26 protein-coding genes and 1 tRNA gene are annotated in these 26,588 nt (G+C 70.8%); 16 read left to right on the top strand and 11 right to left on the bottom strand.

The features are described 5' to 3' along the window. Positions 1 to 79 precede the first annotated feature (79 nt). Positions 80 to 1,597 (top strand): lysine--tRNA ligase, encoded by a 1,518-nt coding sequence (gene lysS / locus QM517_RS16455; RefSeq protein WP_077050798.1) that lies wholly within the window; start codon positions 80 to 82, stop codon positions 1,595 to 1,597. On the opposite strand, the gene QM517_RS16460 is transcribed toward lysS, so the two are convergent. Continuing rightward, positions 1,548 to 2,708, bottom strand: coding sequence for a DUF4192 family protein (locus QM517_RS16460; protein ID WP_283289007.1), 1,161 nt, complete (start codon positions 2,706 to 2,708; stop codon positions 1,548 to 1,550). The genes lysS and QM517_RS16460 overlap by 50 nt on opposite strands. A 136-nt stretch (positions 2,709 to 2,844) precedes the next feature. Here QM517_RS16460 and QM517_RS16465 point away from each other — a divergent pair, with 136 nt between their 5' ends. The 3 genes from QM517_RS16465 to QM517_RS16475 all read left to right on the top strand — a co-directional run bounded on the left by QM517_RS16465 (position 2,845) and on the right by QM517_RS16475 (position 5,294). After that, entirely contained in the window at positions 2,845 to 3,030 is a 186-nt protein-coding gene (locus QM517_RS16465; protein WP_077050796.1) for a hypothetical protein, read from the top strand. Positions 3,031 to 3,100: 70 nt separating this feature from the next. Next, positions 3,101 to 4,564 (top strand): cardiolipin synthase, encoded by a 1,464-nt coding sequence (cls, locus tag QM517_RS16470; protein ID WP_077051350.1) that lies wholly within the window; start codon positions 3,101 to 3,103, stop codon positions 4,562 to 4,564. 16 nt (positions 4,565 to 4,580) lie between these two features. After that, entirely contained in the window at positions 4,581 to 5,294 is a 714-nt protein-coding gene (locus tag QM517_RS16475; RefSeq protein ID WP_077050795.1) for a hypothetical protein, read from the top strand. Between the two features lies 1 nt (position 5,295). Here the strand turns inward: QM517_RS16475 and QM517_RS16480 are convergent, their stop codons facing one another. From QM517_RS16480 to QM517_RS16490, 3 genes are read right to left on the bottom strand one after another with little or no spacing between them, the layout of a single operon-like run. Continuing rightward, positions 5,296 to 5,529: a helix-turn-helix domain-containing protein gene (locus QM517_RS16480; protein ID WP_283289010.1), complete on the bottom strand. Its 234-nt coding sequence runs from the start codon at positions 5,527 to 5,529 to the stop codon at positions 5,296 to 5,298. Next, complete coding sequence (locus tag QM517_RS16485) at positions 5,526 to 6,131, bottom strand: hypothetical protein (protein WP_283289012.1); 606 nt, start codon at positions 6,129 to 6,131, stop codon at positions 5,526 to 5,528. Before QM517_RS16485 ends, QM517_RS16480 begins: the two co-directional genes overlap by 4 nt. Continuing rightward, positions 6,131 to 6,757, bottom strand: coding sequence for a hypothetical protein (locus QM517_RS16490; protein ID WP_283289014.1), 627 nt, complete (start codon positions 6,755 to 6,757; stop codon positions 6,131 to 6,133). The genes QM517_RS16485 and QM517_RS16490 overlap by 1 nt, the downstream gene beginning before the upstream one ends. A gap of 192 nt (positions 6,758 to 6,949) precedes the next feature. Between QM517_RS16490 and QM517_RS16495 the strand changes: the two genes are divergently transcribed. From QM517_RS16495 to QM517_RS16505, 3 genes are all read left to right on the top strand, one after another. Continuing rightward, on the top strand, positions 6,950 to 9,475 hold the full coding sequence (locus QM517_RS16495; protein ID WP_303655684.1) for an ATP-dependent Clp protease ATP-binding subunit: 2,526 nt from the start codon (positions 6,950 to 6,952) through the stop codon (positions 9,473 to 9,475). Positions 9,476 to 9,537: 62 nt separating this feature from the next. Beyond that, positions 9,538 to 10,047 carry an amino-acid N-acetyltransferase gene (locus QM517_RS16500; RefSeq protein ID WP_077050790.1) on the top strand — a complete coding sequence of 170 codons (510 nt, stop codon included), beginning with the start codon at positions 9,538 to 9,540 and terminating at the stop codon, positions 10,045 to 10,047. A 46-nt stretch (positions 10,048 to 10,093) separates the two neighbouring features. Further along, complete coding sequence (locus tag QM517_RS16505) at positions 10,094 to 10,750, top strand: hypothetical protein (protein ID WP_175627579.1); 657 nt, start codon at positions 10,094 to 10,096, stop codon at positions 10,748 to 10,750. 146 nt (positions 10,751 to 10,896) lie between these two features. On the opposite strand, the gene QM517_RS16510 is transcribed toward QM517_RS16505, so the two are convergent. Next, positions 10,897 to 12,429 carry an amino acid permease gene (locus tag QM517_RS16510; RefSeq protein WP_283289017.1) on the bottom strand — a complete coding sequence of 511 codons (1,533 nt, stop codon included), beginning with the start codon at positions 12,427 to 12,429 and terminating at the stop codon, positions 10,897 to 10,899. Between the two features lie 147 nt (positions 12,430 to 12,576). Here QM517_RS16510 and QM517_RS16515 point away from each other — a divergent pair, with 147 nt between their 5' ends. The 6 genes from QM517_RS16515 to QM517_RS16540 all read left to right on the top strand — a co-directional run bounded on the left by QM517_RS16515 (position 12,577) and on the right by QM517_RS16540 (position 18,226). After that, positions 12,577 to 13,932 carry a glutamine synthetase family protein gene (locus tag QM517_RS16515; RefSeq protein WP_283289019.1) on the top strand — a complete coding sequence of 452 codons (1,356 nt, stop codon included), beginning with the start codon at positions 12,577 to 12,579 and terminating at the stop codon, positions 13,930 to 13,932. Next, positions 13,913 to 14,689, top strand: coding sequence for a gamma-glutamyl-gamma-aminobutyrate hydrolase family protein (locus tag QM517_RS16520; protein ID WP_283289022.1), 777 nt, complete (start codon positions 13,913 to 13,915; stop codon positions 14,687 to 14,689). The genes QM517_RS16515 and QM517_RS16520 overlap by 20 nt, the downstream gene beginning before the upstream one ends. Continuing rightward, complete coding sequence (locus QM517_RS16525; protein ID WP_283289024.1) at positions 14,686 to 16,041, top strand: aldehyde dehydrogenase family protein; 1,356 nt, start codon at positions 14,686 to 14,688, stop codon at positions 16,039 to 16,041. Before QM517_RS16520 ends, QM517_RS16525 begins: the two co-directional genes overlap by 4 nt. A 118-nt stretch (positions 16,042 to 16,159) precedes the next feature. Further along, the gene (locus QM517_RS16530) at positions 16,160 to 16,939 is read left to right on the top strand and encodes a 3-oxoacyl-ACP reductase (protein ID WP_283289026.1); all 780 of its coding nucleotides are present in this window, start codon (positions 16,160 to 16,162) and stop codon (positions 16,937 to 16,939) included. A 24-nt stretch (positions 16,940 to 16,963) separates the two neighbouring features. Then, entirely contained in the window at positions 16,964 to 17,680 is a 717-nt protein-coding gene (locus QM517_RS16535; RefSeq protein WP_077050784.1) for a FadR/GntR family transcriptional regulator, read from the top strand. 135 nt (positions 17,681 to 17,815) lie between these two features. Continuing rightward, positions 17,816 to 18,226, top strand: a complete 411-nt coding sequence (locus QM517_RS16540; RefSeq protein WP_283289029.1) for a hypothetical protein — start codon at positions 17,816 to 17,818, stop codon at positions 18,224 to 18,226. A gap of 324 nt (positions 18,227 to 18,550) precedes the next feature. Here the strand turns inward: QM517_RS16540 and radA are convergent, their stop codons facing one another. Continuing rightward, on the bottom strand, positions 18,551 to 19,918 hold the full coding sequence (gene radA / locus QM517_RS16545; protein ID WP_077050782.1) for a DNA repair protein RadA: 1,368 nt from the start codon (positions 19,916 to 19,918) through the stop codon (positions 18,551 to 18,553). Positions 19,919 to 20,146: 228 nt separating this feature from the next. Further along, positions 20,147 to 21,100: an L-lactate dehydrogenase gene (locus QM517_RS16550; protein WP_278103518.1), complete on the bottom strand. Its 954-nt coding sequence runs from the start codon at positions 21,098 to 21,100 to the stop codon at positions 20,147 to 20,149. A 124-nt stretch (positions 21,101 to 21,224) separates the two neighbouring features. Here QM517_RS16550 and QM517_RS16555 point away from each other — a divergent pair. Next, positions 21,225 to 21,315: transfer RNA gene (locus QM517_RS16555), tRNA-Ser, on the top strand. Between the two features lie 11 nt (positions 21,316 to 21,326). Here the strand turns inward: QM517_RS16555 and QM517_RS16560 are convergent. Beyond that, positions 21,327 to 21,686 (bottom strand): hypothetical protein, encoded by a 360-nt coding sequence (locus QM517_RS16560; protein WP_283289033.1) that lies wholly within the window; start codon positions 21,684 to 21,686, stop codon positions 21,327 to 21,329. A gap of 106 nt (positions 21,687 to 21,792) precedes the next feature. Here QM517_RS16560 and QM517_RS16565 point away from each other — a divergent pair, with 106 nt between their 5' ends. Further along, on the top strand, positions 21,793 to 22,632 hold the full coding sequence (locus QM517_RS16565) for a universal stress protein (RefSeq protein ID WP_283289034.1): 840 nt from the start codon (positions 21,793 to 21,795) through the stop codon (positions 22,630 to 22,632). Between the two features lie 27 nt (positions 22,633 to 22,659). Here QM517_RS16565 and QM517_RS16570 read toward each other — a convergent pair whose 3' ends face one another. The 3 genes from QM517_RS16570 to QM517_RS16580 form a co-directional block, all read right to left on the bottom strand. Then, positions 22,660 to 23,490: a universal stress protein gene (locus tag QM517_RS16570; RefSeq protein WP_083735045.1), complete on the bottom strand. Its 831-nt coding sequence runs from the start codon at positions 23,488 to 23,490 to the stop codon at positions 22,660 to 22,662. A 73-nt stretch (positions 23,491 to 23,563) separates the two neighbouring features. After that, positions 23,564 to 24,199, bottom strand: a complete 636-nt coding sequence (locus QM517_RS16575) for a response regulator (RefSeq protein ID WP_077050778.1) — start codon at positions 24,197 to 24,199, stop codon at positions 23,564 to 23,566. Continuing rightward, on the bottom strand, positions 24,196 to 25,863 hold the full coding sequence (locus tag QM517_RS16580; RefSeq protein WP_283289039.1) for a sensor histidine kinase: 1,668 nt from the start codon (positions 25,861 to 25,863) through the stop codon (positions 24,196 to 24,198). The genes QM517_RS16575 and QM517_RS16580 overlap by 4 nt, the downstream gene beginning before the upstream one ends. 117 nt (positions 25,864 to 25,980) lie before the next feature. Here QM517_RS16580 and QM517_RS16585 point away from each other — a divergent pair, with 117 nt between their 5' ends. Further along, positions 25,981 to 26,523 carry a pyridoxamine 5'-phosphate oxidase family protein gene (locus QM517_RS16585; protein WP_278103523.1) on the top strand — a complete coding sequence of 181 codons (543 nt, stop codon included), beginning with the start codon at positions 25,981 to 25,983 and terminating at the stop codon, positions 26,521 to 26,523. Positions 26,524 to 26,588: the final 65 nt, after the last annotated feature.

Genomic DNA, 26,588 nt, shown 5'->3' on the forward strand with positions numbered 1-26,588 from the left:
CTCCTCGCGGGTCGCACCGCGCGGGGAAACGTCCCGCGCCTCGCGGATAAACTCGATGCGACCCCGAGGAGCCTTCACGATGACCGACGCGCCCGCGAACGACGCCGAACCGACCGAAGACGACGTCTTCGAGCAGAAGGCGGTCCGCCTCGCCAAGCGGGAACGCCTGCTCGAGGAGCGGTCGGATGCCGCCGGGGGCCCGTACCCCGTCGTCGTCCCGGTGACGGACACGATTCCGTCGCTCCGCGAACGCTACGCCGACCTCGAGGCGGGCGCCGAGACCGGCGTGACCGCGGGCGTCGCGGGGCGCGTCGTCTTCAGCCGCAACACCGGGAAGCTGTGCTTCGCGTCGCTGCAGTCCGGCGACGGCAGCCGGATCCAGGCGATGGTGTCGCTCGCGAACGTGGGTGACGAGTCGCTGCAGGCGTGGAAGGAACTCGTCGACCTCGGCGACCACGTCTTCGTCTCGGGAGAGGTGATCTCCAGTCGCCGCGGCGAGCTGTCGATCATGGTGTCGGAGTGGGCCATCGCCGCCAAGGCCGTCCTGCCCCTGCCCAACATGTACTCCGAGTTGAACGAGGAGAGCCGGGTCCGCAGTCGGTTCCTTGATCTCATCGTGCGCGATCGTGCCCGCGAGACCGTGCTCGCGCGCGCCAAGGTCAACGCCAGCCTGCGACGCACCTTCGCCGACCGGGCGTTCGTCGAGGTCGAGACGCCCATGCTGCAGGTGCAGCACGGCGGTGCCAGTGCTCGCCCGTTCATCACGCACTCGAACGCGTTCGACGCCGACCTGTACCTGCGCATCGCGCCCGAGTTGTTCCTCAAGCGCGCGGTCGTGGGCGGTATCGACCGGGTGTTCGAGATCAATCGCAATTTCCGCAACGAGGGTGCCGACTCCACGCACAGCCCCGAGTTCGCGATGCTCGAGGCGTACCAGGCCTACACCGATTACAACGGCATCGCGGATCTGACGCAGACGCTGATCCAGGACGCGGCCATCGCGGTGGCCGGTTCGACGACGGTGACCTGGGCGGACGGGACCGAGTACGACCTCGGGGGCGAGTGGGATCGCATCTCGATGTACGACTCGCTGTCCGAAGCCGCCGGCCGGACCATCACGCCCGAGACCACGCTGGAGGATCTGCGGGCCTTCGGTGCCGAAGCCGGTGTCGAGGCGCCGGCTCACGAGACGCACGGCAAGTGGGTCGAGGAGCTGTGGGAGCACTTCGTCAAGGGCGGACTCACGCGGCCGACGTTCGTCATGGATTTCCCCCTCGACACCAGCCCGCTGGTGCGCGAGCACCGTTCCATTGCCGGCGTCGTGGAGAAGTGGGACCTGTACGTGCGCGGCTTCGAGCTGGCGACCGGGTACTCCGAGCTGGTCGACCCCGTCATCCAGCGCGAACGCTTCACCGAGCAGGCCAAGCTCGCCGCGCGGGGCGACGACGAGGCGATGCCCATCGATGAGGAGTTCCTCCGTGCGCTCGAGCACGGCATGCCCCCCACCGGCGGCATGGGGATGGGTATCGATCGACTGCTCATGGCCATCACCGGTCTCGGGATCCGCGAGACGATCCTGTTCCCGCTGGTGAAGTGACCGGCTCGCGCTCGAAGACCCACTCGGGCAGTCGCCCCTGAGCGCACATGATCCGCACGATATCGGCGAGTCCGTGGTCGGGGTCGATCTCGAGCGCGTCGGCGGCGTAGGCCGCGGCGTGCGTCGACCTGCCCGTCGCCCACGCGAGCCACGCGCACGCGGCGAGAGGGCCGGCGCGTCGCGCGCGCGGTGTCGCGGCGGCCGCGTACCGGCACCGGTCGAGCGCCCGCAGCAGCCGCGGAGGGTCGGGGTGGGCGCCCTCTCCCCACATCGGCCGGGCGAGGTCCGCCGGGAACGGCTGCCCCGCCGCGTAGGCGGTCTGCGCCCCGTAGGTCGCATCGCCGGTGGCGAGGTCGCTGAGCCACTGCATCAGGGCGACGTCGCGCAGGAGCGGCCGTTGCAAGCCGAACGAGACGGCCGCGACCGCGCGGTGATCCGGATCGTCGTCGGGGGAGACGAACGCCTCGAACACCGCCGGCGGGTCGGCGATGTCGTCGAGGAGGAGCGTGGCGGCGGCGCGCCGCCGGGCCGGGAGGCGCTTGGCCTCGCGCGAGCGGGCGACCAGCTGCTCGGCGTCGTCCAGAAGCCGGTGCACCGCCGTGCGTTCGGCGGCGGTGATCGCGGGGAGGGTCGCTGCGGCGAACTGGTCGCCGTCGACCTCCGGCGTCGGCACGAGATCGGGGTCGGGCGCGATCTCCGCGAGCGGCCGCGGCTCACCCTCCCCTCCGCTCAGATAGCCGTTCCACCCGTCGGGGCCGACGGCGAACGCATCGATCACGCGGAGGCCGCAGATGTCGGCGCGGGCCAGGACGGCGTCGACGAGGGCGCGATGGGGGAGCTCCCCGGCATCCCGGAGTGCGAGATCGGTGTACACGACCAGCGCGACGGCATCCGTCCGCGAGACCTTGCAGGCCATACCGATCACGGTGGAGGCCACGCTCTCGACGTCCGCGACGGCGCCCGGGGCGGGCAGGTCGATCCGAAGTGCGCCGAGCGAGCGGCCCGCCGCGAACGTGACCACGGCGAGGCTGGAACGGGGCGTGCATCCCAGCAGATGGGGGACGAGGGAGAGGAACTCGGCGGGAGCGCCGGCGCGGACGATCTGTGACATGCCCCGAGAGTGCCCGGGCGGCGCGTGCTCGCGGGGGCGGGGACGCGCGATCGGGGGAGAGCGGGGCGGATCCGCACGGTGGGGAGGAGGGGTGCGTTCCCTCCCGACACTCAGGCGGTGCCCGTATCCTGGAACCGTGGATGACATCTGGGCCGCCGTGCTGTGGCCACTCCTGCCGACGCTCGCCGTGTCGGTGAGCTTCTTCTTCATCCTGCGCGGCGTGATCCGGATGGACCGCACCGAGCGCAAGGCGTACGCGCGCATCGAGGCGCAGGAGCGCGCCAAGCGCGGTCTCCCCGCCTCCGACGGCACGACCCGCTGATCGACCGGATCCCCCGCGTGTCGGGGCCGATCACTACGCTGGGGGGACATCCCGCCCAGGAGGTCCCGTGATCGACACCACGTTCGAGGCGAGCTGGCTCGTCATCGCGCTGTTCGTGATCGATCTGGTCGTGCGCATCGCCGCGGTCATCATCGTGCCGCGCAACCGTCGCCCGACCGCGGCCATGGCGTGGCTGCTGGCGATCTACTTCATCCCCTTCGTCGGCGTGGTCCTGTTCCTCCTGATCGGAAATCCGCGGCTGCCGCGCACGCGCCGCCGCAAACAGGCCGACATCAACCGGTACATCCACGACACGAGCGAATCCCTCGAGTTCGGCACGCTGCGACCGAACGCGCCCGACTGGTTCCGTGCGCTCGTCCGGCTGAACCGCAACCTCGGCGCCATGCCCATCGCGGGTGACAACGGCGCGACCCTCATCGCCGACTACCAGGAGAGCCTGGACACGATGGCGGATGCCATCCGCCGGGCCGATCGGTACGTGCACGTCGAGTTCTACATCCTCCAGGCCGACGCCGCGACCGACAACTTCTTCCGCGCCCTCGAAGAGGTCGCCGCGCGGGGCGTGGTCGTGCGCGTCCTGCTCGACCACTGGGCGAACAGGGGCAAGCCGTACTACCGGCAGACGCTTCGCCGGCTCGACGAGATGGGCGCGCACTGGCATCTGATGCTGCCCGTCCAGCCGCTGCGGGGCCGGTATCAGCGACCCGACCTGCGCAACCACCGGAAGCTCCTGGTCATCGACGGCGACGTGGCGTTCATGGGTTCGCAGAACGTGACCGACTCGACGTACAACCTGAGCAAGAACATCCGCCGCGGGCTCCACTGGGTCGACCTCATGGTCCGGGTCGAGGGCCCCGTCGTCGCGAGCATCAACGCCGTGTTCCTCAGCGATTGGTACAGCGAGACCGACGAGACGTTGACCGACGAGATCGACCTGTTCAGCGTCGAATCCGGCCCCGGCGACCTCGACTGCCAGATCGTCCCCTCCGGCCCCGGCTTCGACTTCCAGAACAACCTCAAGCTGTTCCTCGGCCTGCTCTTCGCCGCCCGCGAGCGCATCATCATCGTGAGCCCGTACTTCGTGCCCGACGAGGCGCTCCTGCTGGCGATCACGACGGCCTGCCAGCGCGGCGTCCACGTGGAGCTGTTCGTCTCGGAAGAGGGCGATCAGGCGATGGTCTACCACGCCCAGCGCAGCTACTACGAGGCACTGCTGACGGCCGGCGTGAAGATCTGGATGTACCGCAAGCCCTTCATCCTGCACAGCAAGAGCCTGACGATCGACGACGAGGTCGCCGTGATCGGGTCGAGCAACATGGACATGCGCTCGTTCGGTCTCAACCTCGAGATCTCCATGCTCGTGCGCGGCGAGGAGTTCGTCCGCGACATGCGGCGCGTCGAAGACGTGTACCGGACGCTCAGCCGCGAACTCACGGTCGAGGAGTGGCGCCGTCAGCCCCTCCGCTCGACGATCCTCGACAACCTCGCGCGCCTCACCTCGGCGCTGCAGTGACCTTCCGGAGGCACAGATGACCCGCCGTTCCCTCGTCGCACTCCTGAGCGTCGGCATCCTGTCGATGGGCGCGCTGGTCGGATGCGCGACGGGCGCCGCCTCGTCCCCGACGTCGGAGGCGACCCCGGATGCCACGGCATCCATCGCCCCCTCCGAGGTCCGCGCGGGGTGGCTCGACGCGGGCCGCGGGATCGCGGTCGTGACGCTCGGCAGCTCCTCGTGCGTTCCGGTCGCGACCGAGCCCGTCCTCTCCGGAACGACGCTCACCGTCGACCTCGTCGAGCCGTCGGACGGGCCGTGCACGCGCGATCTGGCGCCGCGGGCGACGTACGTGGGCCTGCCCGCCGGTGTCGACCCGAGCCGCGATCTCGAGGTCGTGGTGACCGGTGCGGTCGAGGGCTCCACGTCGCTCGCGGGCCTCGCCGACGCACCGGCCGCGGGCGACGAGTTCCTTCCCAGCGCCGGGTGGGTCGGAGACGGACAGGTCGCGATCCTCACCTGGGGGAGTTCCGGCTGCCGTCCGCAGGTCGAAGCGGTGACATCGGCCGGCGCGGGGGCGACGGTGACGTTCGTGGAACCGCCCGCCGATCAGGTCTGCACGGCCGACATGGCGCCTCGCGTGAGCCTGGCCGACCTGACGGGCATCGTCGACGACGGACCCGTGGAGCTCACGTTGACCGGCGGCAACGTCGCGTCCGAGGGCCCGATCGCCGTCCTCGGCACCCGCTGAGCTACCCCTGCACCACCAGCAGGTCGCCGACCTCGCAGTCGAGGGCGCGGCAGATCGCGGCGAGCGTCGAGTAGCGGATCGCGCGAGCGCGGTCGTTCTTGAGCACCGAGAGATTGACGATGCTCACCCCGACCAGCTCGCTCAGCCGCGTCAGCGTCATGCCCCGTTCGGCGAGCAGCTCGTCGAGTCGGCAGTGGATGCCGCTGGGGCCGTCGTCGTCGATCGCGGGGCTCACACGAGTCCTTCCGTGTCGCGCTGCAGGCGGGTTCCGTAGGAGAACACGACGGAAAGGGCCAGTACGGCCAGACCGACCAGCGCCCAGGCAGGGTCGAAGGCGGATCCGACGACGAAGACGTCCCCGGCCGAGGGGTTCAACTCGGAGGCGGCCATCATGCGACCGAGACCGGTCAGACCGGCAGACAGGACGCCGCCGATGAGCAGGGAGGCCCCCGCGACGCGCGTCGCGACCACCAGGGCACGATGGAACGGGCGCCGCCACATCAGCAGCAGGAAGAACAGCATCAGCGCTCCGATGGTGAAGAGGGTCGTCAGCGCTCCTGCAGCGGTACCGAGCACGAGAAGGGTGCGCGCGCCGAAACTCAGGGCGTCGGTGATCACCCACGCCGATTCGTACCGGGCCGACAGGATCGGCGCGCCGGGGTCCGTCGCGACGGGCGCCTCCGTCAAGAGGCTGAAGCCGCCCGCACCCGTGGCGATGCCGATCGCCGCGCGAACGCCGGGGAGGGCGAGGGTGAAGCCCATCACGAGACCCGCCGCGACGAACAGCAGCACGATGCCGCGCTCCATCCGGGGAGAGACCGGTGTCGCATCGGTCATCACACGAGTCCTTCCGTGTCGCGCTGCAGGCGGTCGCCGACGGTGAACACCGTGCCGGCCAGGGCCGCGACGAAGGCCGCTCCGAAGAGCGTCGGCAGATCGATGACCTGCACGGCTCCGCGGTCGTAGGTGTAGTCCGACATCCGCGCCAGCGCGCCGTTGGCCACCATGTTCTGGAAGAACGGGACGCCCGCGAGGCCGACGAGGGTCACGGTGCCCGCGACCGACACGAGGGCCGTGTTGCGTCGGCTGAAGATGCGGCCGCGCAGGATGTCGGCGGTGAGCAGGAGGAGGAGCACGACGACGGTCACGACGACGGCGGCGAGGAGGACCTCGGCGAGGACGAGCGCCCATAGGGAGGCGATCGGCAGCTCGGGGGCGACGATGATGCCGGGGCCGAGCTCGACCGGCACGGTGGCGCCGTCCGGGCCGAGCGGCGCCTGCGCGACGGTGTCGAGGAACGGTGCGCTCACGCGCACGTCGCGGTTCGGGAGGACCTCGACGATGCGTATCACGCTGTGCACGACGGCCCACACGGCGAGGCCCACGCCGAGCGCGACGAAGAAGAGGAACCCCGCGGTGTCACCGCGGGAGAGGATGCGCGAGGTCGGACGAGGGGATGCCATGGCTCACTCCTTATCGAAATTCGTTGTTATCGGTTGTCGATAAGTTATCGACTGTCGATGTGTTCCGCAACCCCGATGGCGCGACGGCTATGCCCACGGCGAACACGGGGCTCTGGCATCCGGCCGCTGGTTACTCTCGATGTACGGCGCGCGGAGGCGTGCCTGTCAGCCCATTTCTGGAGGGACTGAGAGATGTTCGAGAGATTCACCGACCGTGCCCGTCGCGTGGTTGTGCTCGCCCAAGAAGAGGCGAAGATGCTCAACCACAACTACATCGGGACCGAGCACATCCTCCTCGGCCTCATCCACGAGGGAGAAGGTGTCGCCGCCAAGGCGCTCGAATCCCTCGGGATCTCGCTCGACGCCGTGCGCGAGCAGGTGCAGGACATCATCGGCCAGGGCCAGCAGCAGCCGACCGGGCACATCCCCTTCACGCCGCGCGCGAAGAAGGTGCTCGAGCTGTCGCTGCGCGAAGCGCTGCAGCTCGGCCACAACTACATCGGCACCGAGCACATCCTGCTCGGCCTCATCCGCGAGGGCGAGGGCGTCGCCGCCCAGGTGCTCGTCAAGCTCGGCGCCGACCTGAACAAGGTCCGCCAGCAGGTCATCCAGCTGCTCTCGGGCTACCAGGGCAAGGAGCCAGCGGGCGTCGCCTCCGGCGCCGGCGAGCAGACCTCGCAGGGTGCGCAGGGCGGGTCGGCCGTGCTCGACCAGTTCGGTCGCAACCTCACGCAGGCCGCGCGCGACAACAAGCTCGACCCCGTGATCGGGCGCGAGAAGGAGATCGAGCGGGTCATGCAGATCCTCTCGCGTCGCTCCAAGAACAATCCCGTCCTCATCGGCGAGCCCGGTGTCGGAAAGACGGCCGTCGTCGAGGGCCTCGCGCAGGCCATCGTCAAGGGCGATGTCCCCGAGACGCTGAAGGACAAGCAGGTCTACTCGCTCGACCTCGGTTCGCTCATCGCCGGTTCCCGCTACCGCGGTGACTTCGAGGAGCGCCTGAAGAAGGTCACGAAGGAGATCCGCACGCGCGGCGACATCATCGTCTTCATCGACGAGATCCACACCCTCGTGGGTGCCGGTGCCGCCGAGGGCGCGATCGACGCGGCATCCATCCTCAAGCCCCTCCTCGCCCGCGGTGAGCTCCAGACCATCGGTGCCACCACGCTCGACGAGTACCGCAAGCACTTCGAGAAGGATGCCGCGCTCGAGCGCCGCTTCCAGCCGATCCAGGTCGCCGAGCCGAGCCTGCCCCACGCGATCAACATCCTGAAGGGGCTGCGCGACCGCTACGAGGCGCACCACAAGGTGCAGATCACCGACGGCGCGATCGTCGCCGCGGCGAACCTCGCCGACCGGTACATCAGCGACCGCTTCCTGCCCGACAAGGCGATCGACCTGATCGACGAGGCCGGCGCGCGCCTCCGCCTGTCGATCCTGTCGTCGCCGCCGGAGCTGCGCGAGTTCGACGAGAAGATCGCCAAGGTCCGCGAGCAGAAGGAGTTCGCCTCCGAGGAGCAGGACTTCGAGAAGGCCGCAGCCCTCCGCGACGAGGAGAAGTCCCTCCTCGCCGAGCGTCTGCGCCTCGAGAAGCAGTGGCGCTCGGGCGACGTCGCCTCCCACGCGGTGGTCGACGAGGGCCTGATCGCCGAGGTGCTCGCGCAGGCGACCGGCATCCCGGTGTTCAAGCTCACCGAGGAGGAGTCCAGCCGCCTCATGTTCATGGAGAAGGCCCTGCACCAGCGGGTCATCGGCCAGGAAGAGGCGATCGCGGCCCTGTCGCGCACGATCCGTCGTCAGCGCGCGGGCCTCAAGGACCCGAAGCGTCCCAGCGGCTCGTTCATCTTCGCCGGCCCCACGGGCGTCGGAAAGACCGAGCTGGCCAAGGCGCTCGCCGAGTTCCTCTTCGACGACGAGGGCGCGCTGATCTCCCTCGACATGTCGGAGTTCGGTGAGAAGCACACGGTCTCGCGTCTGTTCGGTGCCCCTCCCGGATTCGTCGGCTTCGAAGAGGGCGGCCAGCTCACCGAGAAGGTGCGCCGCAAGCCGTTCTCGGTCGTGCTGTTCGACGAGATCGAAAAGGCCCACCCCGACATCTTCAACTCGCTCCTGCAGATCCTCGAAGAGGGTCGTCTGACCGACGGTCAGGGCCGCGTCGTCGACTTCAAGAACACCGTGATCATCATGACGACGAACCTCGGTTCGTCGGCGATCGCCGGTGGTCCGGTCGGCTTCCAGATCGAGGGCAGCGCGCAGACGTCCTACGAGCGGATGAAGGGCAAGGTCGACGAAGAGCTCAAGCGCCACTTCAAGCCCGAGTTCCTCAACCGCGTCGACGACGTCATCGTCTTCCCGCAGCTGAACAAGGACGAGCTCCGCCAGATCGTCGGCCTGTTCGTGAAGCGCCTCGCCGATCGTCTGCTGGACCGCGACATGACGGTCGAGCTGTCGGACGACGCGAAGGACAAGCTCATCGAGATCGGCTTCGACCCGACCCTCGGTGCCCGACCGCTCCGCCGCGCCATGCAGCGCGAGGTCGAGGACCGGCTGAGCGAGAAGATCCTGCACGGCGAGCTCGAGTCCGGCGACCACGTCAAGGTCGGCGTCGATAACGGCCAGTTCACCTTCGACACCGCTCCGCGCGGCGACAAGGTGGCGATCGGCGTCGGCACCGCGGGAGAGATCTCCGCGACGCCCGACATCGTCGCCGGCAGCTGACGATCACGCGACAACAGGGCCCGGATGCCATGGCATCCGGGCCCTCGTCGTACCCTGGGACGATGACCTCCGCCGCGCCGTTCGTCGTCCGCCCCGCCGCGACCGGCGATGTGCGACGCATCCACGAACTGCTCGAGCCGTTCGTGCAGAAGCGCATCCTCCTCGGCAAGGACCTGGTCGTCCTGTACGGCTCGGTGCAGCAGTTCGTCGTCGCCGAGGTCGACGGCGAGGTCATCGGGTGCGGGGCGCTGCACGTCATGTGGGAGGACCTGGGCGAGATCCGCACCCTCATCGTCCACGACGACTGGCTGCACCACGGGGTGGGGCGGGCGATCGTGGAGATGCTGGAGGAGAACGCGCGCGAGCTCGGCGTCTCGCGACTCTTCTGCCTCACCTTCGAGGTCGACTTCTTCACGCGCCGCGGCTTCGCGCCCATCGGTGAGCAGGTCGTCGATCCCGACGTCTACTCGCAGCTGGTCCGCAGCCCCGACGAGGGCGTCGCCGAGTTCCTCGACCTCGCGCACGTCAAGCCCAACACCCTCGGCAACACGCGGATGCTGAAGCAGCTGTGAGCGCGGCATGGCGCGGGCGCTCAGCCTCGCGGCCTACGCTGGAACGATGACCGATGCCCCCCGCAGGCGGCGGCAATCCCCGGCGGTCTACCGTCGTCGCCGTCTCGCCGCCGCGCTCTTCGCGCTGCTCGTGATCGGCCTCGTCGTGTGGCTCGTCGCGGCACCGCCGTGGCGCTCCGCCCCGACCGCCGACCCCGCGCCCGCGGCGAGCTCGACGGCCCCCGCGGCGTCCGCTCCCGCCGTCGTCGCCTCACCGACACCGACGCCCACCCCGACGCCCACAGCGCCGGCCGGACCGGTCGAGTGCACCCCGGCGGACATCACCGTCGAAGCGCTCACCGACAAGGGGGAGTACGGCCAGGGCGAGAACCCGCAGCTGTCGATCCGCCTCACGAACACCTCGGCGAACGCCTGCACGATGAACGTCGGCACGAGCGCGCAGTCCTTCACGGTCACCAGCGGGTCGGACGTGTGGTGGCGCTCGACGGACTGCCAGTCGGAGCCGAGCGACATGGAGGTCACGCTCGCCGCCGGCCAGGAGGTCACGAGCGCCGCGCCCCTGACCTGGGATCGCACCCGCTCGTCCGTGTCGTCGTGCGGCGGCGAGCGCCCGTTCGCCCCGGGTGGGGGCGCCACGTATCACTTGAGCGTGTCGATCGGCGGCATCCCGTCGACCGGGACGGTGTCGTTCATCCTGCGCTGACGGTCCTTCGACACTGAGTGTCCAGAACCCGCGGATGCGAAGCCCGCGCGTCCGCGCGTCTTGGACACTGAACCCGCGCCGGCGCCGGCGGCGGCGAGCGAGCAAACGAAGCGGGACGGATGCCAGTGGCATCCGTCCCGCTTTCGTCAGCGCTTCTCGCCGAAGACCTCGTCCTCCATCGCGTCGTAGCCCTCTTCCTGGGGGTCGCGGTGCAGACCGCCGGACAGGGCGTACTCCTCCTCCGGGGAGAGCACGAGCCGGTGGCGCCCGTAGACCGCGAAGCCGATGAAGATCACCGCGTACACGGCGATGATCGCGACGATCGCGAGCAGGTACGCGGGGTTCAGCAGCAGGCCGAAGAACACGATCGCCGCGATGATCGCCGCCGAGTACGCGCCGAACAGACCCCACGGGCTCTTGTACGGGCGGAGGGCGTTCGGGAACTTCCGTCGCAGCACGATGAACGACACCATCTGCAGGAAGTAGGCCACGACCGCGCCCCACACGGCGATGTTCAGCACGATGGCGCCGGCGGGGCTGGCATCCCCACCCGCGAACTGGACGACGACGAGAGCCGCGAAGCCGAGCACCGCACCGAAGACCAGTGCGACCCACGGGGTCTTGCGGGCGCCGGTGAGCGACAGCCACCGCGGGTAGTAGCCGGCCCGGGACAGCGAGTACATGTTGCGGCCATAGGCGAACATGATGCCCATCAGCGAGGCCAGGAGCCCGACGAGCGCGAGGAGCGACAGCAGGGCCGCCGCCTGGTCGCCGACCATCGCGCGGAAGCCGTCGAGCAGCGGTTCGAGCGAGCTGCCCGTGGCCTCGGCGCCGAGGACGCCGGTGTTGAGGAACAGCACGATGAGACCCGTGGCGATGAGGGTCCCGCGGGCCCAGAGCCCCGCACGGGGGATGTCGCGGGCGGGGTTGTGCGACTCCTCGGCCGCGAGGGGGAGTTCCTCGATGCCGAGGAAGAACCACATCGCGAAGGGGAGGGCGAGCAGGATCGAACCCACGCCGAAGGGCAGGAACTCGGACTGGCCGGGGTCGGGGACGATGTTCCACAGCGACCCCCAGTCGAAGGCCCCGGATGCCAGTGCCATGACGCCGAAGACCACGATGATGCCGATCGAGATGATCGACACGACGATCGCGAAGACGAAGGAGATGTTGGCTCCGGCGGCGTTGAGGGCGATGAACACGGCGTAGAGGATGATCCACCAGACGAACGCGGGCAGACTCACGCCGGTGAGCAGTTCCAGCGCGGAGTCGGCGTACTGCCCCGAGAAGTAGACGACGACGGCGGTCGTCGCGACGTACTCGATGGTCTCGGCGAGGCCGGTCGCCAGGCCTCCCCACGGCCCCATCGCCGACCGGGCGAACGAGTACGCGCCGCCGGTGTGCGGCATCGCCGCGGCCATCTCGCCGATCGAGAACGTCAGGCCGTAGTACATGACCACGAGCACGACGAAGGCGATCAGCATGCCACCGAAGCCGGCGAAGCCGATGCCGAAGTTCCAGCCGGAGAAGTCGCCCGAGATCACGGCGGCGACCGCGAGGCCCCACAGGCCCCACACTCCCGCGGAGCGTTTGAGCGTGCGTTTTTCGAAGTACGTGGAGTCGGTCGCCGTATAGGTGGCCCCGGCGACCTTTTTCTGTGAACTGCTCGAGGTGGACATGGAGCCTCCAGACGTATACGGACAGGCTTCGGGAGCGCCTTTGCGGAGAATCATGGCGTTCTATTGGTCGACCTGTCTACCTTTGGCGTGTAAGTTCCTCGTTACGTCCTCCGATCGTGGGGACCTCGAGCAGGCGAGAGGGAGACCATGGCGGGCAATCTCACCACCGCGGAATTGGATGCCGCGATCGACTCCGGCGAGATCGACACCGTCGTCGTCGCCTTCCCCGACGCCCAGGGCCGCCTCGTCGGCAAGCGCGTCGCCGCACGGTTCTGGCGCGACGAGGTGCTGCCGCACGGAGCCGAAGCGTGCAACTACCTGCTGTCGGTCGACGTCGACATGAACACCGTCGACGGGTACGCGATGTCGAGCTGGGAGAAGGGCTATGGCGACATGCTGCTCGTGCCCGACCTCGACACCCTGCGCCGCGTCCCGTGGCAGGAGGGGACGGCGCTCGTCATGGCCGACCTCGCGTGGGAGGACCGCGCGCCGGTCGTGCAGTCGCCGCGTGGCATCCTGAACGCCCAGCGCGCCCGGCTCGCGGAGCGCGGGCTGACCCCCTTCGTCGGTACGGAGCTGGAGTTCATCGTCTTCGACGATTCATTCCGGGATGCCTGGGCCAAGGGCTACACCGGGCTCACGGCCTCCACCGACTACAACGTCGACTACAACCTCCTCGCCACCACGCGGCTCGAGCCGCTGCTGCGCGACATCCGCCGCGGCATGGACGGCGCCGGGATGTACTGCGAGGGCGTCAAGGGCGAGTGCAACGACGGTCAGCAAGAGATCGCGTTCCGCTACGCCGAAGCGCTCGAGACAGCCGACAACCACACGATCTACAAGAACGGCGCGAAGGAGATCGCCGACCGGCACGGCAAGTCGCTGACCTTCATGGCGAAGTTCGACCAGCGCGAGGGCAACAGCTGTCACACCCACCTGTCGGTCCGCAGCGAGAACGGCGAGGCCGTGATGGCCGGCGACGGCGAGCACGGCTTCAGCCCCCTCATGGAGCACTGGATCGCCGGCATCCTCGCCACCCTGCGCGAGTTCACGCTGCTGTACGCCCCGACCATCAACTCCTACAAGCGGTACGCCAAGGGCTCGTTCGCGCCGACCGGCGTCGCGTGGGGCGTCGACAACCGCACGTGCGCGCTCCGCGTCGTCGGCCACGGCGCCTCCCTCCGCGTCGAGAACCGCGTGCCCGGCGGAGACGTGAACCCGTACCTCGCGATCTCGGCGATCATCGCGGGGGGCCTCCACGGCATCGAGAACGAACTGCCGCTGCCCGCGCCCCTCACCGGTAACGCCTACGCGGCCGGCGTCGACACCCTGCCGACGACGCTCCGCGAGGCCGCGAAGCTCTTCTCGGAGTCGACCGTGGCGCGTGCCGCCTTCGGCGACGACGTCGTCGAGCACTACCTGAACCAGGCCCGCATCGAGGTCGAAGCCTTCGACGCGGCCGTCACCGACTGGGAGCGCGTGCGTGGTTTCGAGCGTCTCTGATCCGGCCCGGACCCCCGTCGTGGGGCTCACGACCTACCTCGAACGCGCGACGCAGGGCGTGTGGGACGTGCGCGCGTCGTTCCTCCCGCAGCAGTACTTCGACGCGGTGACCGCCTCGGGCGCCACCGCCGTGCTGCTCCCGCCGCAGCCCCGGCCCGTCGAAGCCGCCGCCGCGGTGCTCGACGGCCTGGACGGACTCATCCTCACCGGGGGCCTCGACGTGCAGCCCGAGCTGTACGGCTCCGAGCGGCACCCGCTCACCGACCCGCCGCGCGCCGACCGCGACGCGTGGGAGCTCGCGCTCCTCGCCGGAGCGCGGGAGCGCGGCATCCCGGTGTTCGGGATCTGCCGCGGACTGCAGCTCATCAACGTGGCCCTCGGGGGCACGCTGCACCAGCACCTGCCCGAGGCCCTCGGCACCGAGCGCTACAAGATCGGCGGAGGGGTCTTCGCCGAGAACGTCGTCGACGTGGATGCCGGCACCCGGCTCGCCGGTCTCGTCGGTGCCGGAGCGCTGACCGTCCACAGCTACCACCACCAGGGCATCGACCGGGTCGGCGAGGGACTGCGGGTCACCGCGCGGACCGACGACGGGCTCGTGCAGGCCATCGAGACCCCCGGCGACGACTACCTGGTCGCCGTGCAGTGGCATCCCGAGGAGAACGCCGAGGACCGACGCCTGTTCCTCGGGCTCGCCGCCGCCGCCGCGGCCCACCGCGCCGCACGTTCCTCCGCGCACCAGGGAGTTCCCGCATGAGCACCTTCACCGCCACCGACCCCTCGACCGGCGCCCCGATCACGACGCTCGAGCGCGCCGAGGTCGCCGAGGTGGATGCCGCCGTCGCCGACGCCGTCCGCGCGCAGCGCGCGTGGGCCGCGCTCGCCCCCGTCGCCCGCGCCGACGCGCTGCGGTCGTTCGCGCGGGTCGTGGAGGCGCACGTGGAGGAGCTCGCGGCCCTCGAGGTCCGCAACTCCGGTCACCCGATCGGTTCGGCCCGGTGGGAGGCGCAGCACGTCGCCCAGGTTCTCAACTACTACGCCGGATCGCCGGAACGCCTGATCGGGAAGCAGATCCCCGTCGCCGGCGGCCTCGACGTGACCTACCACGAGCCGTACGGCGTCGTCGGGATCATCGTGCCGTGGAACTTCCCGATGACCATCGCCGCGTGGGGCTTCGCCCCGGCGCTCGCCGCGGGCAACGCCGTGGTGCTGAAGCCCGCCGAGCTGACGCCGCTCACGGCCATCCGTCTGGGGGAGCTGGCGCTGGAGGCGGGGCTGCCGGAGGGGCTGTTCCGGGTGATCGTCGGTTCGGGCTCGGTCGTGGGGCAGCGTTTCGTCTCGCACCCCGACGTGCACAAGGTCGTCTTCACCGGCTCGACCGAGGTCGGCACCGAGGTCGCCGCCGGGTGCGCACAGCTGCTCAAGCCCGTCACGCTCGAACTCGGCGGCAAGAGCGCCAACATCGTCTTCGCGGATGCCGACCTCGAGAAGGCCGCGGCCGGGGTCCCCGGTTCCGTCTTCGACAACGCCGGCCAGGACTGCTGCGCCCGCAGCCGCCTCCTCGTCGAGCGGAGCGTCTACGACCGGTTCCTCGAGCTGCTCGAACCCGCCGTCGCCGCGTGGCGCGTCGGCGACCCGCACGACGAGGACACCCAGATGGGGCCGTTGATCTCGGCATCCCACCGCTCCACCGTCGCGGGCTTCCTCGACGGGGCCGACGTCGCGTTCCGCGGGTCGGCGCCGGAGGGCGACGGCTTCTGGTTCGCCCCCGCCGTCGTGCTCGCGCAGCCCGGCGACCGCATCGCGCGCGACGAGGTGTTCGGTCCCGTGCTCGCCGTGCTCCCGTTCGACGACGAAACGGATGCCATCCGCCTCGCCAACGACACCGCCTACGGTCTCGCGGGCTCGATCTGGACCGAGAACCTGGGGCGCGGCATCCGGGTCTCACGGGGTGTGCGCAGCGGGGTGCTGTCGGTGAACTCGCACTCGTCGGTGCGGTACTCCACCCCCTTCGGCGGCATGAAGGCTTCGGGCCTCGGTCGGGAGCTGGGCCCGGATGCCGCCGAGCACTTCACCGAGACCAAGAACGTCTTCTACGCCACCGAGTGACCCCGCCCGCCGATTCTCGTCCCACTCATGACGCCCCTCGTCCCACTTCCGGCTGTTCTGGAGGCTCCAGAACAGCAATGAATGGGACGAGGTTCAGCTCGAAAGGAACCACCGCACCATGACCATCGACCTCACCCAGCGGCTCCGCGACCGCGTCGCCATCGTCACCGGCGGGGCGTCGGGCATCGGCCTGGCCACGGCTCGCCGCTTCGCCGCCGAGGGCGCGCGCGTCGTCATCGCCGACCTCGACGAAATCACCGGCACCGCGGCGGCCGCCGAGGTCGACGGCGTGTTCCGGCAGGTGAACGTCGCCGACGAGGCATCCGTCAACGCCCTCTTCGACGGTGTCGCGGCGGACCTCGGCAGCGTCGACATCGCGTTCAACAACGCCGGCATCTCGCCCGCCGACGACGACTCGATCGAGACGACGGAACTGCCCGCCTGGGACCGCGTGCAGGACGTCAACCTCAAGAGCGTGTACCTCTGCTCGCGCGCCGCGCTCCGGCACATGGTGCCCTCGGGGCGCGGCTCGATCATCAACACCGCGTCGTTCGTCGCGCTGCTCGGGTCGGCCACGTCGCAGATCTCGTACACGGCGTCCAAGGGCGGCGTGCTCGCCCTGACCCGCGAGCTCGGCGTGCAGTTCGCGCGGCAGGGCATCCGGGTGAACGCGCTGTGCCCGGGGCCGGTGAACACGCCGCTGCTCCAGGAGCTGTTCGCCAAGGACCCCGAGCGCGCGCAGCGCCGGCTCGTGCATGTGCCGATGGGCCGCTTCGCGGAGCCGGAGGAGATGGCCGCGGCCGTGGCGTTCCTGGCATCCGACGACGCCTCGTTCATCACCGCGACCGCGTTCGTCGTCGACGGCGGGATCACCAACGCGTACGTGACGCCCCTGTGACCCGCGGCGTGACAGGCTGACGGGATGACCGAAGCGCCGTTGGACGATCTGCGCCGGGCCGTGTATCGGCCCGTCCGCAGCGGCAACGCGCTCGAGGACACCACGGCGCGCATCGTGCAGACGGTGCGGCTGGGGCTCGTCGCACCGGGGGAGTCGCTTCCCGCGGAGCGCGAGCTCGCGGCGATGTACGGCGTCAGCCGCGACACGGTCCGGGAGGCGATCCGTGAGCTCTCCGACGCCGGCTGGCTCGAGACGCGCCGCGGGCGCTACGGCGGCACGTTCGTCGTCGACCCGGTGCCCCGGCCCGCGGGCCCGGCGGAGGTGGCCGCGGGTGAGCTGGATGACGTCATCGCCCTGCGGGGCGTGCTCGAACCCGGCGCCGCCTGGGCCGCCGCCGGGCGCACGCTGGCGCCGGAGGAACGCGACGTGCTGTGGGCGCGGCACGAGGCCGCGGCCGTCGCCGGCGGCGAGGACTACCGCCGGCTCGACACGCTGCTGCACCTCACGATCGCGGAACTCGCCGGCATCCCCTCACTCGTTCCGCTCGTCGCCGACAACCGCGCGCGCGTGAACGCGTGGCTCGACACGTTCCCGCTGCTGCCGCGCAACATCGACCACTCCACCGCGCAGCACGCCGCGATCGTGTCGGCGATCCTGGCCGGGCGACCGGATGCCGCCCACGCGGCGATGCGCGACCACCTCGCCGGCAGCGAGGCGCTGCTGCGCGGGTTCCTCGCGTAGCGCGGTGGGGCGGTCGTGCCGGGGTCTCGACGGGTTTGGGGCGGGTTCTTCCGCTCGGGGCGTGGAATTGCGCGCCCCAGCCGGAAGAACCCGCCCCAAGATCGGGGTCGGCGGCTGGGCGATTAGGCTCGGAGGATGGCCGGTGGGAAGAAGCGCAAGGGGAAGAGGGTCGACGTGGAGTTCAAGAACACCGCGCTCACCGACGCGCTGCAGACGCAGGACATGGCCGCGATCGCCTTCGCGCTGCGGCACGGACCCACGGTCGTGCCGCTGATGCGTGCGGGCGATGCCGACAACCCGCTCGACGTCGGCGAGGTGTGGACGTACCGCGACCCGAACACGGCGCAGATCGCGCTGCTGCTCTTCAGCGACGCGGCGCACAAGCCCGAGACGCTCCCGCCGCACGTCGCCCTGCAGTCGCCGCAGTGGCTGCGGGCCTTCCTCGATCGTCACAGAGAAGAGATCACGACGGTGTTCATCGACATCGCGGGTCCGCATCCGATCCAGGCCACCCCCGCCGACCTGCTCGCCGCCCTCGACGCCTGAGCGCGCATCTGCGAGGCAGGAGCGGATGCCACGACTCGGCGACACTCCGAGGGTGAAGTACCTGGGTCGCGCGGGTGAGGCGCTCGTGTAAGACTCGGGGCATGGAGTACCTGATCGCCGGCGCTGTGTGCGCCGCCGGGCTCGTGATCCCCGCAGTGCTCGGCCTCACGTCGCCGCACCGCCGCCGCCGTTCCGCGCCTCCCGGCCGCTGACGCACATCTCCCGGCCGCTGTCGCGGGGCTCCCGCCGCAACGCCAGGGGCTCCATCCCGCCGCACCGTCGGGGGCTCCGTCCGGCAACGCCCGCGCCACCGGAGCTGCAAGCTCAGAACTCGGGCACGGCCTCCTCGCGTGGCATCCCGCGTACCTTCAACTCGTTGAGCGCCTGTGCGAGCTTGCGCGACGACGAGTCGAGGACCGTGTGGTACCCGAGGCGCGCGGCCTCGGACGCACGCTGCGCCGCCTGCGTGACGTTGCGAATCTCACCGGTGAGCGTCAGCTCGCCGATCGCCGCGAGCCGCTTCGAGACCTTGCGGTTCTGCACGGCGTTGGCCACGGCGATCGCGATCGCGAGATCGGCGGCGGGTTCGACGAGGCGCACCCCGCCCACGGTCGAGACGTAGACGTCTTTGTCGGACAGCGAGACGCCCATGCGGCTCTCGAGGACCGCGAGCACCATCGCCACGCGGGACGAATCGACGCCGTTGACGATGCGGCGCGGGTTCGGCGCCGACTGCTTCACGGTGAGCGCCTGGATCTCGACGGGCAGGGCGCGGCGCCCCTCCATCGCGATCGTGACGCACGTACCGGGCTCGGGGTCGCCGTGTCCGAGGAACAGCGCGCTGGGATCGCTGACCTCGGCGATGCCGCTGCCGGTCATGTCGAAACAGCCGACCTCGTCGGTGGGGCCGAAGCGGTTCTTGAGCGCACGGACGAAGCGCAGCGACGTCTGCCGGTCACCCTCGAAGTGGCAGACGACGTCGACGAGGTGCTCCAGCACGCGCGGCCCGGCGATGGTGCCGTCCTTCGTCACGTGACCCACGATCACGACGGGGAGTCCGCGCTCCTTCGCGATCCGGATGAGCGTGGATGCCACCTCCCGCACCTGCGCGGGCTGGCCCGCGGCTCCGTCGCTCAGCGCGGACGACACGGTCTGCACGGAGTCGACGATGAGCAGCTCGGGCTCGACCTGGTCGATGTGCCCCAGGATCGTGGCGAGGTCGGTCTCGGCGGCGAGGAACAGCTCGTGGTGCAGTGCACCGGTGCGCTCGGCGCGGAGGCGCACCTGCGCCGCCGACTCCTCGCCGCTCGCGTAGAGGACGCGGCGACCGGCGCGGGCGCTCTGCGCTGCGACCTCGAGCAGCAGCGTGGACTTGCCGACGCCGGGCTCGCCGCTCAGCAGGATGGCGGCGCCGGGCACGATGCCGCCGCCGAGCACCCGGTCGAACTCGCCGACACCGCTCGTGCGCCGCGGGGCGTCTTGGGTGTCGATCTCGGTGATGCGCCGGGCCGCGCGCGCGGCGCCGGGCGCGACCGGGGTGACCGATCGCGTGATGCCCGTCTGCTCGGCCGCCTCGACGACCGTGCCCCACGACTGGCACTCGCCGCACCGGCCGACCCACTTCAGCGTCGTCCACCCGCACTCGGTGCACCGGTACGGAGCGGCCGTGGGGGAAGGGCGACGGGATGCCATGCGCCCAGGCTACGCGGGCCCTCCGACATCGCCGGCGCAGGGTGCCGGTGGCATCCCGATAAACGCGATCCACAGCCATAAACGCGGTGACGGCGCGTTTCTCGTCGCGGATCGCGTTTATCGAGGACAGGCACCCGCCGGGGCGCCGGGCCAGCGCCGACACAGGCGCCGGCGCCGACGCGAACCCCGGGCCGGCACGACGCCGGCGGGGACGCGAGCCCCGAGCGCTCAGTCTCGGAGCGACTCGGCCACCGTCGTCAGGGCGTCGGCGGAGCGGCGCAGGAGGGTCAGCTCGCGGTCGGAGAACGGCGTCCCGGTCAGGGGCACCGCGCCCTGCGCGCTGACGATCGACGGCACCGACAGTGCCATGCCGGTGATCCCGTGGAAGTCCTGCAGCACGGTGCTCACGGGGAGGATCGCGTGCTCGTCGCGCAGGATCGCCTCCACGATGCGCGCGCTGGAGAGCCCGATCGCGTAGTTGGTCGCGCCCTTGCCCTGGATGACCTTGTAGGCCGCGTCGCGGACGTCGATGGCGATGGCATCCAATTCGGCTTCGTCGAAGCGGGTGCCGTCGGGGAGGTCGTACTCGGTGATCGGGATCGAGCCGATCGTCGCGGTCGACCACAGCGGGAACTCGGTGTCGCCGTGCTCGCCGACGATCCAGGCGTGCACGCTCGAGGTGGCGACACCGGCGCGCTGCGCGATCTTCCAGCGCAGACGCGAGGTGTCGAGCACCGTGCCGGACGCGAAGATCCGCTCCCGGGGCAGCCCCGTCGCCTGCTGCGCGAGAACGGTGAGCACGTCGCACGGGTTGGTGACGATGACGTAGATCGCGTTCGGCGCCACCTCGAGCAGCTGGGGCATCATGCGCTGGATGATCCCCGCGTTCGTCGCGGCGAGCTCGGTGCGCGTCTGGCCGGGGTTCTGCTTGGCGCCGGCGGTGATGACGACGACGTGCGACCCTTCGGCGACCGAGACGTCGCTGCCGCCGGTGATGTCGCTCGAACCGGTGAACTGCGTGCCGTGGGCGAGGTCGAGCACCTCGGCCTCGACCTTCGCCTCGGCGATGTCGTAGAGGGCGACGTGTCGGGCCGACCCGCGGATGAGGGCGGCGTACGCGACGCTGGCCCCCACGCTTCCCGCGCCGACGACGGTCAGTTTGGAGTTCTCGATCACGCTCATGGCTTGATCCTGGCATCCGGGTGGGACCGTTGCCAGGGGGTCTCTCGACGGTGGAGGAGTGGATACCGAGAGTGGGGGGAGCGCGGATTCGCGGCATCCGGCCGAGTGTCGTAAGCTGGTCGGCGGTGACGTGTCCGAGCGGCCGAAGGTGCAACTCTCGAAAAGTTGTGTAGGGTAACCCCCTACCGTGGGTTCAAATCCCACCGTCACCGCCACTTTCACCAGATCAGCCCCGCTTTCGAGCGGGGCTGATCTGCGTTACGGCGCCTCGCCGTCCGTCGATGACGCTCCGCGCGTGTCGCGTTCGAGCGATTGCCGGTACTGGCGCCGGAAAGATCCGCGGATGCCGAGTGCTCCTTGCGGCCTCGCGGGTCCGGGCCCGCCGAGCCAGGGCGCTCACGCCCTTGGACACCGAGTAGACGTTGACGCGATCGTCGCTGCGCCATCGGTGCTCCGCGACGTCGTCTCCGAGGGCGACGTGGACGCCGTAGGCACCGAGGCCCTCGCCGTCGACCGACGCCACGATCCGGTCGAGCACGGTGGATGCGGATGCCACGGGGAGGCCTTCCTTCTCGGGCGGAGTCATCCGTTCAGGATCGCAGGTCGGGGCGCACCCGCCGCTCTCTCGCGGGACCTTCGCCCCCCGCGCCGAGGCAGGCGACGCGTAGCGTGCGGGATGACGGGAGGGTCCCATGGAGAAGATCGTTCTCGGGGTCGATGACAGCGCCGCGGCGCGGTCCGCGCTCGCGTGGGTGGTCGACCGGTGCATCCAGCGGGCGGCCGAGGTCGACGTGGTCCACGTGGTGGGGCCGGCCGAGGCGCACACCACGCCGCAGCAGGATCCGCTCGCGAACGCCCGACGGGTGCTGCGGGCCGCCGTCCCCGAGCAGGGCGCGACGTATCATCGCGCGCAGGGCGGCGTGGCGAAGACGCTGGCGGGGGTCTCCGCGCACGCGGACCTCCTCGTCATCGGGGTCGATCCCGAGCATCCGATCCGTGCCGCCCTCGGCGGGTGGCTGCCCGTGCGGGTCATCGCGCGGACCGAGCCGCCGGTGTGCATCGTGCCAGCCGGGTGGGCGCCGCGGCCCGGCGCCGTGACCGTCGGGCTCGAGGACGACGTGTCGTCGGCGGAGGCACTGACGTTCGCCGCGCGCGAGGCGGAGGGGACCTCCGGCCGGCTCCGGATCGTCCACGCCTGGCGCCTGCCCGAGCCCTCGATCGACGGCGCCGCGGCGCTGCTCGTGCAGCCGGAACGCATCCTCGAGGACCATCGCGAGCTGCTCGACGCCGCCGTCCGATCCGTGCACCGGCGTTTCCCCGCCCTCCACATCGAGGAGGATCTGGTGCGCGCAGACCCCGCGTCCGCCCTTCTGCAGCAGGCGCCGCACTCGGCGATGATCGTGGTCGGCACCCATCGCGAGGGCGTCCTGTCGGGGGCGTACGTCGGCTCGGTCGACCGCGACCTTCTGCGGCGTGCCGGATGCCCCATCGCGGTGGTGCCCTCGGCGGGCTTCCCGGCGAAAGGCGCGTGAGCCGGGATCCGCCCGTCGGTGACGGGCTCAGACGCCGCGGGAGGAAACGGGCACCACGCCGATCGGTCGGTCCAGACTCCCGATGAGATCCAGTCCCACTGAGCCGAGCAGAGCACCGCTGACGAGGCCGCGCCCGTGGGAGCCGATCACGACCATGCTCGAACGCCGCGCGGCGCGGGTCAGCGCGGAGGTGGGGTTGTCCCGCACCAGCTCCGGTCGGACCTCGAGGTCGGGGAAGTCCGCGTGGATGCGCGCGACGGCGGCATCCAGGATCCGGGCGTGCTCGTCGGCGACCCGGTGCGGGCTCGGCTGCAGCGCGGTGGTCCCCTGCACGTGCGATCCGCCCATGAGCCAGGAGTGGATGACGCGGAGCGGCACGTCGGCGGAGGACGCCGCCGCCGCCGCGAAGAGGAGGGCATCCTCCGATGAGGCGTCGTCGTCCAGTCCGACGACGACCGGATCGTCGGCGGCGGCCCACCCCGCGGGCACCAGCACCGTCGGCGCGCCGGATCGGAGTGCCGCGCGCAGCGGCATCCATCCGCCGAGGACGGACCGCTCGCGCGATCCCGTCTGAATCCCGAGGACCAGCAGGCCGGCGCCGCGGGCCGCGTTCGTCAGCGTCGCGGGCATCGTGCCGTCGAGTCGGGAGACGTCGACCGGCGAATCGGGCGCCAGGGCGCGCCACCGCCGGACGGCGGCATCCAGGATCCGATCCGCTTCGACGCGGTCGGCGAGGAACATGTTCGTGACCAGGACGAGGTCCACCTCGAACCGTTCGCCGCGGGTCCTCTCCGCCGCCCACTCCAGGGCTGCCTCGGACGCGGGGCTGCCATCGAACCCCAGCACCATTCGTTCCATGGTGTGACTCCCTCCGGACGCCCCGAGCGTAGGAGCGGGCGGAGGTGCTCGGGAGGGCCGAAGGTCCCGCGGATCAGAGGTCCGGGTGGCCGAGGCGCAGGACCGCCGCCTGCGTGCGCGACTCCACCCCCAGCTTCAGCAGCAGCGAGGACACGTAGTTCTTCACGGTCTTCTCCGCCAACCCCAGGCGCTCGCCGATCTGGCGGTTGGTCAGACCGTCGGCGATGAGCGCGAGCACCTGCCGCTCCCGCATCCCCAGCGACCCCCAGCGGGGGTCGTCGTCGCGGGAGCCGTCGCGCAGGCTCGCCGCGGCCCGCGCCGCGGCCGCGCCGTTCAGCAGGATGCGGCCGGTGCTGACGGCGCGGATGTCTTCGAGCAGCCGCATCGCGGCGATGTTCTTCAGCAGGTATCCGGCCGCCCCCGCAAGCACGGCGGCGTAGGTGGCGGCGTCGTCGTCGTAGGCCGTGAGGATGAGGCATGCGACCTGGGGCATCGACGAGCGGATCTGCCGGCACAGGTCGATCCCGCTGCCGTCGGGCAGGCGCACGTCGAGCACGGCCACGTCCGGCCGGGCCGCCTCGATGCGGGCGAGCGCCTGGCGGACGGTGCCCGCTTCGCCGACCACCTCGAGACCCGGGCTGCCGTCGATCAGGTCGGACAGGCCGCGCCGGACGATCTCGTGATCGTCGACGAGGAAGACGCGTGTCATCGGGTCGATCTCCGTTCCTCGGTGTCCTCGAGCGGAACGCGCCACTCGGCGCGCGTGCCGTCCGGGCCGGTGTCCAGGGTCAGCGAACCCCCGCGCGCGGCGGCACGCTGCGTGAGGTTGGCCAGGCCGCTGCGTCGTTCGTCGCGGATCCCCGTGCCGTCGTCGGTGACGACGACGGACACGTCCCGCCCCGTGATCCCGACGTCCAGGGCGATGGTGTCGGCACCGGAGTGGCGCACGCTGTTGGTGAGCAGCTCCCGCGCGACACCGACGACGTCGTCGGCCAAGGCGCCACGGATCGTGTGGTCGACCGCCCCGGCGAACCGCAGCGCAGGCGGCCGGCGCAGCGCCCCCGACACCTCGGCGACCACGTCGATCAGGCGGTGGCGCAGCGAGCTCCCGTCGCGGGCCGACAGGGCGAACACGACGGTGCGGATCTGGGTGATCGCATCGTCGAGCTGGCGGATCACCTCGTCGACGCGATCCCGCTGGCGCGTGTCGTCCACCGAGGCGGCCATCGACTGGAGCGTGAGGCCCGCCCCGAAGATCTGCTGGATGACGTGGTCGTGCAGGTCCCGCGCGATACGCGCCCGTTCGTCGGTGAGCATCGCCCGCTGCTGAGCTCCGCGCGCGCGGGAGAGTTCCGCCGCGATGCTCGCCTGCGCGCCGAGGCTGCCGAGCACCTCGAGTTCGACAGCGGTGAACCCGCGCTCGCCGGGCGCCCGTGCGACGCACAGCACGCCGCGGGTCCGATGCCGCGTGCGCAGAGGGACCGCGATCGCGGGACCGGTCTCGTCATCGACCCGGAGCAACGCCGGGTCGGGGTGCTCCCTGGCGGCGACGGTGGCGACCCGGGCGCCGTCCTCCTCGATCGCGGCACCCGCGATGGTCGCCGTCTCCTCGACGGTCGTGCCCAGCACGTCTTCCTCGCGCGGGCCGCGGGCGGCCGCGACACGGAGCGCCGCCGTCCCCTCGACCGGGACGAGAACGGTCACCAGGCTCCCCTCGACGAGGTCTGCGACACGTCCCGCGAGCAGGTCGTACACGTTGTCCGGCGGGGTTGAGAGGATCGCCGCGGACAGTTCCGCCGTCGCCGCCATCCACGTCGCCCGGGTGCGGGCCTCGTCGAACAGTCGAGCGTTCTGGATCGCGAAACCCGCGGTGGATGCCAGAGCGCGGACGAGCTCCTCGTCCTCCGCCGAGAACGAGCCCCGCCGTGCGTTCGTGAGGTACAGGTTCCCGTACACCTCGCCACGCACACGGATCGGCGCCCCGAGGAACGACTCCATCCGCGGGTGGTGGGCCGGGAAGCCGGCCGCCCGGGGATCCGTCCCGAGGCGGTCGAGTCGGATGGGCTCGGGGTGAGCGATCAGCGCGCCGAGCACACCGCGACCGCGGGGGAGGTGGCCGATGGCATCCGCGTCCTCGGTCGAGAGGCCGACGTGGATGAACTGATCCAGGGAGGAGCGATCGGCGGCGATGATCCCGAGCGCCCCGTACTCGGCATCCACCAGTTCGACGGCCGCTTCGACGACGCGACGCAGGACGACGGGCAGCTCGATCTCACCGACCACCGTCTCCACCGCTCGGAGGAGCCCCCTCAGGCGGTCCTGCGAGGACGACGGTGGCTCCGCGGCGACGACGGCGGGATCCTCGCTCGGCATCCGGCACCCCTCTCCCCGCTTCAATCTACGACCGGTGCCGGTGTCTGACCAGATCAGGGGACCTTCGACCCGTCGATCCCGGTCGGCGCGCGCTGGACTGTGAGAGGGAGGTCCCTCATGACCCACGATCAGAACCCCGCCGCGGCCGTCGTCGAGCTCGGACCCGCGGAATGCTGGCGCCTGCTCGAGTCGCAGCGTCTCGGCCGGCTGGCACTCGTCGACGCCTCCGGCGAGCCGCGGATCTACCCGGTGAACTACGCCACCGGCGACGGTGTGCTCTACGTCCGCAGCGCCGAGGACGCCAAGCTGCGCTACCTGCGCTCGCGGCCGGCCGTCGCATTCGAGATCGACGGAGAGGATGCCGGCGACCGATGGAGCGTCGTCGTCCTCGGGCACGCGTTCCGGGTGGATCGGGATGCCGAGATCCGCCGCACGCGTGCGACCGGGCTGCGATCGATGAGCCCGGCGCCGAAGCCGTACGTCGTCCGCATCCTGCCGCGCAGCGTCGCGGGCCGCCGCTTCACAGAGCGCCCCGAGGGCGGGGAGGAGGACCCGCTGCGCGCACGGATCTTCCGACCGAGCGACGAGTCCCTGCCGGCGTCGGCGCGGTCGCCGCACCCGATCGCGGGTCTCGCGCCGCGCGGCGGCGCGCCGCACTGACGCCGTCATCGTGCGCGGGAAGGGGAGCGAGGAGGGCGCCCGGATGCCAGAGTGGACGTGAGCCC

The sequence above is a fragment of the Microbacterium sp. IEGM 1404 genome (assembly GCF_030056775.1).
Lineage (GTDB): Bacteria > Actinomycetota > Actinomycetes > Actinomycetales > Microbacteriaceae > Microbacterium.